Raw genomic sequence first — 13,440 nt, forward strand, 5'->3', positions numbered from 1 at the left:
GACCGGCGCGCGGCGTGTTCCCACCGAGGGACGGCAGGACGTGCTACGGTTGCCGTGTTGCAGTTTTGGTACCCATGAACTTTATGTGCGCCTGACGGGAATGCTTCCTCAGGCGCATTATTGTTTTCCGGCTTTCTCCGGATGGGGCTCAATGCGGCGACTTGAAATTCGTAAAGTGCGGATTTCCGGCACTGCACCTCTTTTAGGAGAATGACATGGCTACTGGAACCGTGAAGTGGTTCAACTCGGAAAAGGGCTTCGGCTTCATCGAGCAGGACGGCGGCGGCGCCGACGTCTTCGCCCACTACTCCAACATCGCCACCTCGGGCTTCCGTGAGCTCCAGGAGGGCCAGAAGGTCTCCTTCGACGTCACGCAGGGCCAGAAGGGCCCGCAGGCGGAGAACATCGTCCCGGCCTAATCGCCAGGACGCGTACCTCGCAGCCGGGGCCCGCACCGTGAAGGTGCGGGTCCCGGCTTGTGCTGTCCCCGGGACATGGCGCAGAAGAGCGCCGTCCCGCAGAGGTCCCCAAGCAGTTCCCAAGCAGTCCCAAGCAGTCCCAAGCAGTTCCCAGGAATCCCCAGGACTCCTCAGGAATCCCCCAGGAGGGCAATTCCGTATGACCCGCTCCGAACGCCAGGACCGACCCGCCCGCAACCGCCCGTCGAGGGGGCGCGGCACGGCCCCGGCAAAGGCAAACGCCAAGGGTTCCGGCAAGGGATCCGGCAAGGCGTCGCCCCGTCGCAGGGCCACGCCGCCGCAGGGTGAATTCGCCCTGCCGGAAACCATGACCCCCGCACTGCCCGCCGTCGAGGCGTTCGCCGAGCTGGACATGCCCGCAGCCCTGCTGAAGACCCTTGCCGCGCAGGGCGTCACCGACCCGTTCCCGATCCAGGGCGCCACCCTGCCGAACTCGCTCGCCGGCCGGGACATCCTCGGCCGCGGCCGTACCGGCTCCGGCAAGACCCTCGCCTTCGGCCTCGCGCTGCTGGCCCGAACCGGCGGACGGCGCGCCGAGCCGCGCGCCCCGCTCGCGCTGGTCCTCGTCCCGACCCGCGAGCTCGCCCAGCAGGTCACCGACGCGCTGACGCCGTACGCGACGGCGGTGAACCTGCGCCTGGCCACCGTCGTCGGCGGCATGTCGATCAGCAAGCAGTCCGGCACGCTGCGCCGAGGCGCCGAGGTGCTCGTCGCCACGCCGGGCCGGCTGAAGGACCTCATCGAGCGCGGCGACTGCCGCCTCGACCAGGTCGCCGTCACCGTCCTCGACGAGGCCGACCAGATGGCGGACATGGGCTTCATGCCGCAGGTCGTCGCCCTGCTCAAGCAGGTCGAGCCGGACGGCCAGCGGATGCTGTTCTCCGCGACGCTCGACAAGAACATCGACCGGCTGGTCAAGATGTTCCTGACCGACCCCGTCGTGCATTCGGTCGACCCGTCCGCGGGCGCCGTCACGACCATGGAGCACCATGTGCTGCATGTGGCCGACGAGACCGACAAGAAGGCCGTCGCCACCCGGATCGCGGCCCGTGACGGCCGGGTCATCATGTTCGTGGACACCAAGCGTGCCGCCGACCGCTTCGCCAAGCGGCTGCTGGCCAGCGGTGTACGGGCCGCCGCCCTGCACGGCGGGCGCTCGCAGCCGCAGCGCAACCGGACGCTGGACCAGTTCAAGACCGGCCAGGTCACCGCGCTCGTCGCGACGAACGTGGCGGCACGCGGCATCCATGTGGACGACCTCGACCTGGTCGTGAACGTGGACCCGCCGACGGACCACAAGGACTACCTCCACCGCGGCGGGCGCACGGCGCGTGCCGGGGAGTCCGGCAGCGTCGTCACTCTGGTGCTGCCCGAGGAGAAGCGGGAGATGACCCGGCTGATGGCCGACGCGGGCATCGCCCCGCGGACCACCCGGATCACGTCCAGCGACGAGGAACTCACCCGGATCACCGGGGCCCGTGAGCCCTCCGGCGTCGCGGTCGTCATCGAGGTCCCGCAGCCGACCCCGCCGAAGCAGCGCACGAGGCCGGGCGGGGCCGCGGCGGGTGGCCCCGGCCTCCGCTCGGGCAGCCGCGGCCGTGGTCGCCGCGGTGGTGCCGGACAGGGCGGTGGCGAGGGCCGCGGGGCGGGTGGTTCCGCGCGGGGCGCGGCTGCCGGAGCGGGCAGGGGCGGTTCCGTGCGAGGCGCCGGTACGGGCGCTTCGGGTGGTTCGGCGCGCGGTGCGGCCGCCGGTGGCGGCCGTGGCAGCGGTGCCGGGCGCGGTGGTGCGGCGGGGCGTGGCCGCAGGGCCGCCTGACAGCAGGGACGACGCGTGGTGACGTGGTGACCGGATCCGTTCGGTCACCACTGCGCCCTCTCGCCCGACCGTGCGGCAGGGGGCGCCGTTCGGGGCGATGACCTCGCGGATCGGGCCCGATCCATGGGTGTGCGGTCGGCGGTGGTGCGCGAGGGGGAGACACTCATGGGTGAATCGGCTACCTTTCCGCCAAACATTTGTTAGGTGGGAGGCTGCGGCCTGCCCCGCATCGCCGACAGGGAGATGTGTGATGACCGTCCCCGGCTCCGCCCCCACCCCACCCGACCCCTTCGCTCCCGCACGGCTGGGCCCCCTCACCCTCCGCAACCGCGTCATCAAGTCCGCCACCTTCGAAGGCGTGACCCCCGAGGGCCTGGTCACCGACGAGCTGATCGCCTACCACCGCCGACCCGCTGCTGGCGGCGTGGGCATGACCACCGTCGCGTACTGCGCCGTCTCGCCCGAGGGGCGCACCGGGCGCCACCAGATCTGGATGCGCCCCGAAGCCGTGCCGGGACTGCGCAGGCTGACCGATGCCGTGCACCGTGAGGGAGCCGCCGTCAGCGCTCAGATCGGTCACGCGGGCCCGGTCGCCGACGCCCGTTCCAACCGGCTCCCGGCCCTGGCCCCCGGCCGGTTCCTGAGCCCGCTCGGCATGCGGATGACCCGGGCGGCCACCGTCGAGGACATCGCCCGCGTCACCCGTGCCCATGCCACCGCTGCCCGGATCGCCGTCGAGTCCGGATTCGACGCGGTCGAGATGCACTTCGGCCACAACTACCTGGCCAGTTCGTTCCTCAGTCGCCGCCTCAACCACCGCGACGACGCCTACGGGGGCAGCCTCGCCAACCGTGCCAGGGTCGCCCTCGGTATCGCCCGAGCCGTTCGCGACGAGGTCGGCGACACGATCGCCGTCACCGCCAAACTCAACATGGACGACGGGGTGCCCGGCGGCTTCTGGCTCGACGAGAGCCTCCGGGTCGCCCGCCGGCTCCAGGAGGAAGGAACGGTCGACGCCCTCGAACTGACCGCCGGCAGTTCCCTGCTCAACCCGATGTATCTGTTCCGTGGCGAGGCGCCGCTCTCCGAGTTCGCCGCTGTCTTCCCCCGGCCGATACGTCTGGGAATACGCCTCGCCGGCGGCCGATTCCTGCACGCGTACCCCTACGAGGAGGCGTTCCTGCTGCCTTCGGCCCGTCAGTTCAGGGCCGCGCTGAGCCTTCCGTTGATCCTGCTCGGCGGCATCACCCGCCGGGCGACCGTCGAACAGGCCATGGCGGAGGGCTTCGAGTACGTGGCCATGGCCCGCGCGCTCCTGCGCGAACCGGACCTGGTGAACCGCATGGTCGAGGACCGTGACGTACGGTCCCTGTGCATCCACTGCAACAAGTGCATGCCGACCATCTACACCGGCACCCACTGCCCACTGGTCGGGCCCCTTGCCGGACCGTCCGCGCCACCCCTCACGGGGGACGGAGCGCGGTCTCTTCCGGACGCTTCCTGAGCACCGCGTCCGCCCCGTGCCGCACCGGCCCTGCCGCCCGCGCGGTGGTGGTTCAGGTGTCGCAGTCCAGGACCGTCCGGCACAGCCCGCACCGGGCCCGCACCCGGCCGCGTACCGGAACGCGGATGCGCTGGTGGCAGCTCGGGCAGCCGAACGAGACCCGCAGTCCCTGCGGGCCGTGCTCGAAGGCGTACGGGGTGCCGGAGCCCCGGGCCGCCTCCGCGCCGGGGTGGTCCCGGGCGTACCGCCGGTCCTTGGCGTAACGGTGACGGCCCGCCCAGCCGGCGGCGGTGAGGGGCGGCTGCCGGCTGTCGCGGAGGGCCTGGGCGCGGCCCTCCGTGTAGGCCGTGTACGCCTGCGGGCTCGTGAACCACGGAGAGGGGTCCTCGTCGAAGGCGAACGCCCGCTTGGCGAGGACGTATCCGAACTCCTCCGGGGTGAGGTAGCCGAGCTTCTGGCTGGAGACCGCGTCCTCGCGGAAGGCGTCCAGCAGCAGCCAGCCCGCGCCCAGGTAGGTCGTCACGGTGTCGGTGAGGATCTCGTTGGCGGGCGTTCCGGGGAACTCCAGGCCGAGGCGGTGCAGCAGCACGTGCGTGACCTCGTGCGAGAGCGCGGCGCCGATGTCCCTGCGATGGGTGCGGAAGCGGTCGTTGAGCTCGATGAAGTACTCGGGACCCGCGGCGAGTTCGATGCCGGCGGCGTGCTCCATCGTGCGGAAGCCGACGATCATCCGGGCGTCCGGCAGATGCAGATGCCGGACCACGGCCCGCGCCACCCGCTGGGCGCCGAGGTACAGATCGTCCTGGTCGCAGAAGGCGACATCGGCAGGGGCGAGGCTCGTGGCGTAACCGCGTACGCCGTCGTACGACAACCTCCGGTACAGGGCCGTGATCGCCGACCGGACGGTGTCGAGATGCGGGAATCCATGGACCACCGGACTCGCGCCGCCCCGGCCGCGGTCCCGGCTGTTGTCCGTCACGCTCCCACCCCCGTCCGTGACGCTCGGCCGGTCCCCACTGTAGCCGCATCGGAATAGGTGATCTTGGCTGAAAAGGGAACCTTGTGGGAGCCGTGATCATTTCCCGATAATCCGAATCATGTCTTTGTCGGGAGCATGACCAACGGATGTCTGTGTCCGTGGCCGGGCGCCGTGCGAGGACATATGCACCCCCCACAAGAACCCCCCACGAAAGAAGGCAGTCCGTTGAAGCAGCTTCTGCGCGCCGTGAAGAGATGCTCCGTCATAGCCGCCGTGGTCCTGGCAGCCGTCAGTCTCCAGCCCGCCGGAGCCTCCGCGGCCCCCGCCCCGGTCGTCGGCGGAACCCGCGCCGCCCAGGGTGAGTTCCCGTTCATGGTCCGGCTCTCGATGGGCTGTGGCGGCGCTCTCTACGCCAAGGACATCGTCCTCACCGCCGCGCACTGCGTGGACGGCTCGGGCAGCAACACGTCCATCACCGCCACCGCCGGGGTCGTCGACCTGCAGTCGTCCAGCGCCATCAAGGTCAAGTCCACCAAGGTCCTCCAGGCCCCCGGCTACAACGGTGCGGGCAAGGACTGGGCGCTGATCAAGCTCGCCAAGACCATCGACCTGCCCACCCTGAAGATCGCCACCAACACCACGTACAACAACGGCACCTTCACCATCGCGGGCTGGGGCGCGGCCTCCGAGGGCGGCGCCCAGCAGCGCTATCTCCTCAAGGCCACCGTGCCGTTCGTCTCCGACGCCCAATGCCAGGCCGCGTACGGCAGTGACCTCATCCCCGGCGAGGAGATCTGCGCCGGCCTGATCGACACGGGCGGCGTGGACACCTGCCAGGGCGACTCCGGCGGCCCCATGTTCCGCAAGGACGACGCCGGAGCCTGGATCCAGGTGGGCATCGTCAGCTGGGGCCAGGGCTGCGCGGAGCCCGGCTACCCCGGCGTGTACAGCGAGGTCTCGACGTTCGCCGCCGACATCGCGTCCGCGGCGGCCACGCTCTGACCCCGGTCCCGGGCCGGGCGCCCGCCGCCGAGGCCGGTACCTGACTCACACCCGGACATCCCCGGGGGTGCCCGTCCGGACGGGCACCCCCGGGCCCAGCTCGGCATACGGCGCACCCGCGCCCTCCAGCTCCAGCACCCACACCTCGTTGGCGCCCTCCCGCAGCACCGGACCCGGGACGTACAGCGTCCGCTGCGGGCCGGCGGACCAGTAGCGCCCCAGGCAGAAGCCGTTCACCCAGACGAACCCGCGGGTCCAGTCCGGCAGTTCGAGCCCCGCGTGGCCGATGCCGCCCACCGCCGTGACCTCGAACGTCCCCCGGAAGAGCCCGGTACGCCCGCCTTCCCCGCCGTCGTCGACGCTCCCGAAAGCAAGTCCGGCCAGCGCGTCCGGCTCCTCGAACGCCTCCAGCCGCAGCGCCCGTGCCCGTACACCGTGCAGGAACTGCCGTTCATGCAGCACCCCGCCCGTGATCCCCTTGGGCTCACCGAGCCGCGGCCCGTAGTTGACGCGCCCCAGCGACTCCACCCACAGTTCGACCTCGGCAGGCCCGGCCACCGGCTCGTCCAGGGTGCCGTCCTCATCGCTCAGCACCCCCTCCCGGACACCGTTCACGTACACCACGGCCCGGTCCCGGAGCCCCGTGACGCCCAGGGTGTACGGACGGCGCGGACCGGGCACCGCGACCTGGTAGCGCACCAGGCCCCGGTCGACACCCAACTCCTCGAAGGTCGGCGGAACACCGGACGGCGCCGACTCCTCGTCGCCCAGCGCCTCCAGCACGGCGGCCAGCGTCGCGTGGTCCGTCAGCCGCGCCCGCACCGGGACGGCCGGCGGGGCGGGCTCGGGCGGAAGCTCCGGAAGCGGCCCGTCCACGTACTCGGCGAGCACCTTGCGGAACAGCCAGAACTTCTCCGTGGGGCGGCCGTACTCGTCGATCGGCGCGTCGTAGTCGTACGACGTCACCGTCGGCAGGAACTCCTGGTCCTGCAGCGGACCGGACCGATTGGCCCCCGCCCATCCGGCGAAGTTCGTCCCGCCGTGCGCCATGTAGATGTTCACCGAGGCCCCGCACTCCAGGATCTCCCGCAGCGCGTCGGCGGCCCGTGCCGGATCCCGTACGACCGGCTCGGCGCCCCAGTGCTCGAACCACCCGCACCAGAACTCCATGCACATCAACGGGCCCTTGGGCTGATGGCGGCGCAGCACCTCGAACGCCTCCCGCGCGCCCGATCCGAAGTTCGCCGTGGCGAGCAGACCCGGCACGGAGCCGCCCGTGAGCATGTGGTCCTCCGGCCCGTCGGAGGTGAACAGCGGCACGGTCACCCCGCGCTCCCGCAGCATCCCGGCCACCTGCCGCAGATAGACCCGGTCGGTGCCGTAACTCCCGTACTCGTTCTCCGCCTGGACCATGATCACGGGGCCGCCGCGCCCGATCTGCCGCTGCACCACCTGCGGCAGCAGCGCGGTGAACCACCGCTCCACGGCACCCAGATACGCCTCGTCACGGGTCCGCACCCGTCGGCCGAAGCGACCCGTCACCCAGGCCGGCAGACCGCCGTTCTCCCACTCGGCACAGATGTACGGTCCCGGGCGCACGATCGCCCACAGCCCGGCCCGCTGCGCCGCGTCCAGGAACCGGCCCAGCGCCGCCACGTCCCGGAACCGGCCGGGCCGCGGCTCATGGAGATTCCACGGCACGTACGTCTCGACACAGTTGAGTCCCATGGCGCGCAGCATCGACAGCCGGTGGTCCCACTGTGCCTCGTGGACCCGGAAATAGTGCAGGGCGCCCGACAGCAGCCGTACGGGCTTCCCGTCGAGCCGGAAGTGGTCGTCCCCCACGGTGAAATCAGCCATCGTGCTCGTACTCTCCTGTGCGTGCGGTCCGCCGGGCCGCGCGCCCCCGGCGGACCGCACGACGGCGCGCACCACGGAGCGGGCGGACCCGGGAGGAATGTTGCAACCCAGCTTCGCCCCCTGGCGTGCGGCCGGTCCATGGACAAAGATCACTGCTGTTTGGACACAATTGTTCGGACCAATGGATGAAAGGGAGGAAGGAAGGCCGATGTACCACACCTGGATGCGCTTCTTCACTCCCAGCCCGCTCCACCACCGGCTGGGCCTCGTCTGTCTGGGCGTGGGACTGCAGCACGGCGCTCTGCCGACGGTCGGCCCGCGCACCCTGGACCACCATGTGGCCGTCGTCATCAACTCCGGCAGCGGCTGGTTCAGCGGCTCCGACGGCCGCCGGGTGCCCGTCGTCGCGCCCAGCCTGATCTGGCTGACCCCCGGCACCCCGCACCACTACGGAGCCGACCCCGGCACCGGTTGGGACGAGAGCTTCGTGGACTTCACCGGCCCCGCCACCGCCACGTACACCGAACTCGGCTACATCGAGCCCGACCGGCCACTCGTCCCGCTCGCCGACACGGCGGGCCCGCGTGCCGCGGTGGGGCGGATGGTACGGGCGGCGCGGCGCGGCAATCCGCTGCTGGAGGTCGAGACCGGCGCCGCCGTCCATGAACTCCTCGTCGCCCTGCGCCGGGCCCGCGCCGATGTCAGCCACGACGGCGACCCGGTCCTGCAGGCCCTCGCCCGCGACGCGTTCCAGCCGCTGTCGGTCGCCGAGCACGCGGCCCGGCACGGCATGACCCCCGCCGAGCTGCGCACGGCGGTGCGCAGGAGCGCGGGCTGCAGCCCCAAGGACTACCTCCTGGGCATCCGGCTCGGCCGAGCCAAGGAACTCCTCGCCGCCACTGACCTGCCGGTCGCCGCGGTCGCCCGGCGTGTGGGGTACGACGATCCGGCGTACTTCTCCCGCCTGTTCGCCCGCCGGGTCGGCGCCGCCCCGGTCCGCTTCCGCGAACAGCAGGGCCGCAGCGTCCCGGGCGGCTGGAGCGACCAGGTCCCGGACCCGGAGCATCCACCGACGATCGCCCCCGCGGGGGGCCCGGCCGTCTGAGCCCGGCCGGGCTCGCGCCCCCCGCGGGACCGGGAGCCCGCCCTCCATCGTGCACCAGGCCGTAAGCTCGCTGACCATGACCACGAGGGACATCGACGAGTCCGTGCGCGCGGAACTGAACCGGCTGCGCGAGAGCATCGACAACATTGACGCCGCTGTTGTCCACATGCTCGCCGAGCGCTTCAAGTGCACCCAGCAGGTCGGCCACCTCAAGGCCGCCCACCAGCTGCCGCCGGCCGATCCGGCCCGCGAGAGCCGGCAGATCGCCCGGCTGAGGCAGCTGGCGGAGAGCGCGCATCTGGATCCGGCCTTCGCGGAGAAGCTGCTGAACTTCATCGTGGCGGAAGTCATCCGCCATCACGAGCGGATCGCGGAGGAGTCGGCGACGAACGGGGAGACGTCGTGAGCGCCGTGGGCCGGCTGCGGAGCATCCTCCGCCGGCCTCGGTCGCCGCGGACGACGCGGCCCCGCGAGGTCTTCGGCCGGTGGTCCCTCGGCGCCGGCCGATCAGCGAGGTGAACGCAGGCCCGTGATCATCATGTGGATCAGCAGGTCGTAGCTCTCGTCCAGTTTCTCCGGCAGTCCGAAGGCGTCCTCGGTCTCCAGAACCGCGAAGCCGTGGACGGCCGCTCGCAGGCAGCGGGCCGCGTGGATCGCCGCGGAGTCGGCCATTCCATAGGCACGGAAGGTGGCGAGCATGATGTTGATCAGTCGCGCCCCGGCCTCGGCCGTGTGCGGCTCGGGTGTCTGGACGAGTGCCGAGTAGCGGTGCGGGTGGTGCAGCGCGTAGTGCCGCCAGGCCACCATGAGCGCGCGGATCGCCTCGTCGGCCGAACGCCCCAGCACGGCCTCGCCCACCTGGTCCGCGATCTCGTTCATGATGCGCGCCGACATGAGGTCGCGCAGCTCGGCCAGGTTGCGCACGTGCTTGTAGAGGGACGGGGTGGCGACGCCCGCCCGGTCGGCCACCGCCGACAGGGTCAGCGCGGCGCAGCCCTTCTCGTCGATGGCCACCAGCGCGACATCGACGACGGCATCCGTGGTGAGCGCTGCCCTAGCCACGCGCGCCCACCTCGACGAAGGCCAGGACGGCCGCGACGACCTCGTCCGGGAACTGGACGTGCGCGTAGTGACCGGCGCCCTCGATCATCACGAGCCGGCCGAGCCCCGCGGGGATCTCGGCCACGATGCCCTCGCCCTCGGCCCGGGGGTCGGCCCAGTCGGGGTCGAGCGTGCCCTCGATGACCAGAACGGGGCACCGGACGGCGCCGAGGAACGCACCGGCGTCCGTGGGCGCGGACATGCCCATCCTGCTGACGACGGCCATCCGGCCCGGCCTGCGCAGGTCGGTCTCCAGAGCGGCGACATGGTCGGCGTAGCCGGTGGGCTTGACGCCCGGATAGGCGTGTTCGAGGTAGCGCTTCCACAGCCCGACGCTGCGCAGCAGGCCGGCGCCCATCAGCAGGATCATGCCCTTGCGGTAGCGGGCGTGGGACAGCAGGGCGCGCGGGCTGATCTTCTGCGCGCGGGTGAACGGGCTGATCTCCACGACGGCGCTGACCAGTTCGGGCTCCTGGGCCGCCGCGATGGTGGCGGCGCCGCCGGCGAAGGAGTGGCCCACGATCACGGCGGGGCCGCCCAGGTGCCGGATCACCGCGAGGAGGTCGGCCGCCGCGTCGGTGCGCGTGTAGGAAGCCCAGCCGGCGCTGGACTCACCGTGACCGCGCTGGTCCACGCAGGCGACCCGCCAGCCGGCCGCCACGAACCGGGCGGCCGTGTCCCGGTAGGCCGCTCTGTTGTCGCCCATGCCGTGGGCGAGCACGATCAGCGGGCCCTCGCCGGTCACGTCGTACGCCAGCTGTCCGCCGTCGATCGTCAAGAACTCGGTCATGTCCACCCTCCGGGCTAATTAATGTAGCCCTCAAGCTAATGACATTAGCCGCTCGCGTCAACCGGCGCCGCGATACCGCCCGGAGCCCCGAGCGGACCCCGCAGGACCCCGACCGTCGCCGATCCGACTTCGGAGAACCCGCCTGCGCCCGGTCCACCCCGTACGGCAGCATGGACGCATGTCCGTACTGACGCGCGACGAAGCGCAGACCCGAGCCCAGTTCCTCGACGTACACCGGTACACGATCGATCTCGATCTGACCTGTGGGGAGGAGACCTTCGACTCCCGCACCGTGATCCGGTTCACCGCGACCGCGGCAGGGGACACGTTCGTAGAACTCAAGCCGGCCACCCTGCGCTCGATCAGCCTCGACGGACAGCCTCTCGACCCCGCCGACCTCGTCGAGAACCGCTTCCCGCTCACCGCACTCACCGCCGGTGCGCACGAGCTGCGCATCGACGCCGCCATGCGCTACTCCCGCACCGGCGAAGGCATGCACCGCTTCACCGACCCGACCGACAGCGAAACGTACGTCTACACCCAGCTGTTCATGGAGGACGTCCAGCGCGTCTTCGCCGCGTTCGACCAGCCCGACCTCAAATCCGTCTTCGAACTCACCGTCACCGCACCCGAAAGCTGGACCGTCCTCGGCAACGGCATCTCCGAGCACCGGGGCGACGGCCGCTGGACCCTGGCCGCCACCCCGCCGATCTCCACCTATCTCGTCGCCGTCGCCGCAGGCCCCTGGCACTCCGTGACAACCGAACACGCCGGACTGCCCTTCGGCATCCACTGCCGCCGCTCACTGGCCCCGTACCTCGACGCGGACGCCGACGAGATCCTCGACATCACCCGCGCCTGCTTCGACCGCTTCCACGAGAAATTCGACGAGCCCTACCCCTTCGACTCCTACGACCAGGCCTTCGTCCCCGAATTCAACGCGGGCGCCATGGAGAACCCCGGACTCGTCACCTTCCGCGACGAGTTCGTCTACCGCTCCGCCGTCACCGACACCGAGCGCCAGACCCGCGGCATGGTCATCGCCCACGAAATGGCCCACATGTGGTTCGGCGACCTCGTCACCCTCGCCTGGTGGGACGACATCTGGCTCAACGAGTCCTTCGCCGAGTACATGGGCTACCAGACCCTCGCCGAAGCCACCCGCTACACCGACACCTGGGTCGACTTCGGCGTCGCCCGCAAGGGCTGGGGCTACGACGCCGACCAGCGTCCCTCCACCCACCCCGTCGCCCCCGACCCGGCCGCCGTCCCCGACACCGCGTCCGCGATGCTCAACTTCGACGGCATCTCCTACGCCAAGGGCGCCTCCGCACTGCGCCAACTCGTGGCCTGGCTCGGGGAGAAGGACTTCCTGGCCGGCATCAACACCCACTTCGCCCGCCACAGGTTCGCCAACGCCACCCTCGCCGACTTCATCGACAACCTCGCATCGGCGACCGACCGCGACGTCCACGCCTGGGCCGAAGCCTGGCTGCGCACCACCGGAGTCGACACCCTCACCCCCCAGGTCGAGGAGTCCGCCGGCACCTGGTCCCTCACCATCGACCACGCCGGCAGCCGCCCCCACCGCATCGCCGTCGGCGCGTACGACCACGCCCCCGACGCCCACTCCGGCCCCGACCGCCTCGTCCTGCGCGACCGGTTCGAGATCGACGTCCCGCAGAACGGCACGGCCAAGGATCTGCCCGGCCGCCGCCCCGCCCTCGTCGTCCTCAACGACGGCGACCTCAGCTACGCCAAGGTCCGCCTCGACGCCGCTTCCTGGGACACCGCCGTACGCGACCTGTCCGGCATCCCCGACGCGCTGACCCGCGCCGTCGTCTGGAACGCCGCCCGCGACATGGTCCGCGACGGCGAACTCGCCCCCACCGCCTACCTCGACGCCGCCCGTGCACACCTCCCGCACGAGACCGACCTCGCCCTCGCCCAAGGCGTACTCGCCTTCGCCGGCGCCCACATCGCCGACCGCTACCTCAGCCCCGAAAAGCGCCCCGCCGCCCTCGCCACCCTCACCGCCCTGTGCCGCGACCTCGTCCGCCGCACCGAGGACGGCCACAACCCCGGCCTGCGCCTCATCGCCGTACGCCACCTCATCGACGCCGCCACCCAGCCCGACACCATCCAGGACTGGCTCGGCAACGGCACCGTACCCGGCGGACCCGAACTCGACCCCGAACTGCGCTGGCGCATCCTCACCCGCCTCGCCGTCCTCGGCGCCACCGACGAAACCGCCATCGCCGCGGAACTCGAACAGGACCCCAGCGCCACCGGACAGGAAGGCGCCGCCCGCTGCCGGGCCGCCCTCCCCACCCCCGAGGCCAAGGCCGCCGCCTGGGACGCCCTGTTCAACGACGACACCCTCTCCAACTACCTCTTCACCGCCACCGCCCAGGGCTTCTGGCAGCCCGAACAGGCCCACCTCGTACAGGACTACGTGCCCCGCTACTACCCCGAGGCCACCCGGCTCGCCGCCCGCCGCGGCCCCGCCATCGCCGACGCCGCGGGCCGCTACGCCTTCCCCGCGTACGCCGTCGACGCCGACAGCCTCCACCTCGGCGAACAGGCGCTGAACGACAAGACCCCCATCCCGGCACTGCGCCGCAAGCTCATCGACCAGATCGACGACCTGCGCCGCGCCCTCGCCGTACGCGACGCCCACTGACCCCCTCCCGCAGACCCGCACCACCCCGGGGCCCGCACCACACCGACCCCAGGGCACACCACCCGTGCCCGGCGCCACACCCACCACACAGGAGGCGCCGGGCACACCCGTACCCGGCGCC

The 13,440-nt window shown here is 71.5% G+C and carries 11 protein-coding genes; 7 read left to right on the forward strand and 4 right to left on the reverse strand.

Features of this window, described 5'->3' with window-relative positions:
• Positions 1-215: 215 nt before the first annotated feature.
• From ACIOHC_RS34140 to ACIOHC_RS34150, 3 genes are all read left to right on the forward strand, one after another.
• The gene (locus ACIOHC_RS34140) at positions 216-419 is read left to right on the forward strand and encodes a cold-shock protein (protein WP_003969786.1); all 204 of its coding nucleotides are present in this window, start codon (positions 216-218) and stop codon (positions 417-419) included.
• Between the two features lie 199 nt (positions 420-618).
• Positions 619-2,295 (forward strand): DEAD/DEAH box helicase, encoded by a 1,677-nt coding sequence (locus tag ACIOHC_RS34145; RefSeq protein WP_351084896.1) that lies wholly within the window; start codon positions 619-621, stop codon positions 2,293-2,295.
• Positions 2,296-2,545: 250 nt separating this feature from the next.
• Entirely contained in the window at positions 2,546-3,799 is a 1,254-nt protein-coding gene (locus tag ACIOHC_RS34150; RefSeq protein WP_351084898.1) for an NADH:flavin oxidoreductase, read from the forward strand.
• A gap of 52 nt (positions 3,800-3,851) precedes the next feature.
• Here ACIOHC_RS34150 and ACIOHC_RS34155 read toward each other — a convergent pair whose 3' ends face one another.
• Positions 3,852-4,778: a hypothetical protein gene (locus ACIOHC_RS34155; RefSeq protein ID WP_351084900.1), complete on the reverse strand. Its 927-nt coding sequence runs from the start codon at positions 4,776-4,778 to the stop codon at positions 3,852-3,854.
• A gap of 225 nt (positions 4,779-5,003) precedes the next feature.
• On the opposite strand from ACIOHC_RS34155, the gene ACIOHC_RS34160 reads away from it, so the two are divergent.
• On the forward strand, positions 5,004-5,780 hold the full coding sequence (locus ACIOHC_RS34160) for a serine protease (RefSeq protein ID WP_351084903.1): 777 nt from the start codon (positions 5,004-5,006) through the stop codon (positions 5,778-5,780).
• A gap of 45 nt (positions 5,781-5,825) precedes the next feature.
• Here the strand turns inward: ACIOHC_RS34160 and ACIOHC_RS34165 are convergent, their stop codons facing one another.
• A complete protein-coding gene (locus ACIOHC_RS34165; protein ID WP_351084905.1) occupies positions 5,826-7,640 on the reverse strand; it encodes a beta-galactosidase in 1,815 nt (604 codons plus the stop codon).
• Positions 7,641-7,848: 208 nt separating this feature from the next.
• On the opposite strand from ACIOHC_RS34165, the gene ACIOHC_RS34170 reads away from it, so the two are divergent.
• Together ACIOHC_RS34170 and ACIOHC_RS34175 are read left to right on the forward strand one after the other, a co-directional pair.
• Positions 7,849-8,745 (forward strand): AraC family transcriptional regulator, encoded by an 897-nt coding sequence (locus tag ACIOHC_RS34170; RefSeq protein ID WP_351084907.1) that lies wholly within the window; start codon positions 7,849-7,851, stop codon positions 8,743-8,745.
• Positions 8,746-8,821: 76 nt separating this feature from the next.
• Positions 8,822-9,151, forward strand: a complete 330-nt coding sequence (locus ACIOHC_RS34175) for a chorismate mutase (RefSeq protein ID WP_351084909.1) — start codon at positions 8,822-8,824, stop codon at positions 9,149-9,151.
• 101 nt (positions 9,152-9,252) lie between these two features.
• Here the strand turns inward: ACIOHC_RS34175 and ACIOHC_RS34180 are convergent, their stop codons facing one another.
• Positions 9,253-9,807, reverse strand: a complete 555-nt coding sequence (locus ACIOHC_RS34180) for a WHG domain-containing protein (protein WP_351084911.1) — start codon at positions 9,805-9,807, stop codon at positions 9,253-9,255.
• Positions 9,800-10,636 (reverse strand): alpha/beta hydrolase, encoded by an 837-nt coding sequence (locus ACIOHC_RS34185; RefSeq protein ID WP_351084913.1) that lies wholly within the window; start codon positions 10,634-10,636, stop codon positions 9,800-9,802. Before ACIOHC_RS34185 ends, ACIOHC_RS34180 begins: the two co-directional genes overlap by 8 nt.
• A 178-nt stretch (positions 10,637-10,814) precedes the next feature.
• Here ACIOHC_RS34185 and pepN point away from each other — a divergent pair, with 178 nt between their 5' ends.
• Entirely contained in the window at positions 10,815-13,319 is a 2,505-nt protein-coding gene (gene pepN, locus ACIOHC_RS34190) for an aminopeptidase N (RefSeq protein WP_351084915.1), read from the forward strand.
• The last annotated feature ends 121 nt before the right edge of the window (positions 13,320-13,440 follow it).

The sequence above is a fragment of the Streptomyces sp. NPDC088252 genome, assembly GCF_044740965.1.
In the GTDB taxonomy this organism is placed as follows: Bacteria; Actinomycetota; Actinomycetes; order Streptomycetales; family Streptomycetaceae; genus Streptomyces.

Bases quoted from the DNA above. Each gene is read 5' to 3' on its own strand.
- ACIOHC_RS34150 (WP_351084898.1), top strand. From the start codon at position 2,546: ATGACCGTCCCCGGCTCCGCCCCCACCCCACCCGACCCCTTCGCTCCC.
- ACIOHC_RS34140 (WP_003969786.1), top strand. From the start codon at position 216: ATGGCTACTGGAACCGTGAAGTGGTTCAACTCGGAAAAGGGCTTCGGC.
- ACIOHC_RS34170 (WP_351084907.1), top strand. From the start codon at position 7,849: ATGTACCACACCTGGATGCGCTTCTTCACTCCCAGCCCGCTCCACCAC.
- ACIOHC_RS34165 (WP_351084905.1), bottom strand. From the start codon at position 7,640: ATGGCTGATTTCACCGTGGGGGACGACCACTTCCGGCTCGACGGGAAG.
- ACIOHC_RS34175 (WP_351084909.1), top strand. From the start codon at position 8,822: ATGACCACGAGGGACATCGACGAGTCCGTGCGCGCGGAACTGAACCGG.
- ACIOHC_RS34145 (WP_351084896.1), top strand. From the start codon at position 619: ATGACCCGCTCCGAACGCCAGGACCGACCCGCCCGCAACCGCCCGTCG.
- ACIOHC_RS34185 (WP_351084913.1), bottom strand. From the start codon at position 10,636: ATGACCGAGTTCTTGACGATCGACGGCGGACAGCTGGCGTACGACGTG.
- pepN (WP_351084915.1), top strand. From the start codon at position 10,815: ATGTCCGTACTGACGCGCGACGAAGCGCAGACCCGAGCCCAGTTCCTC.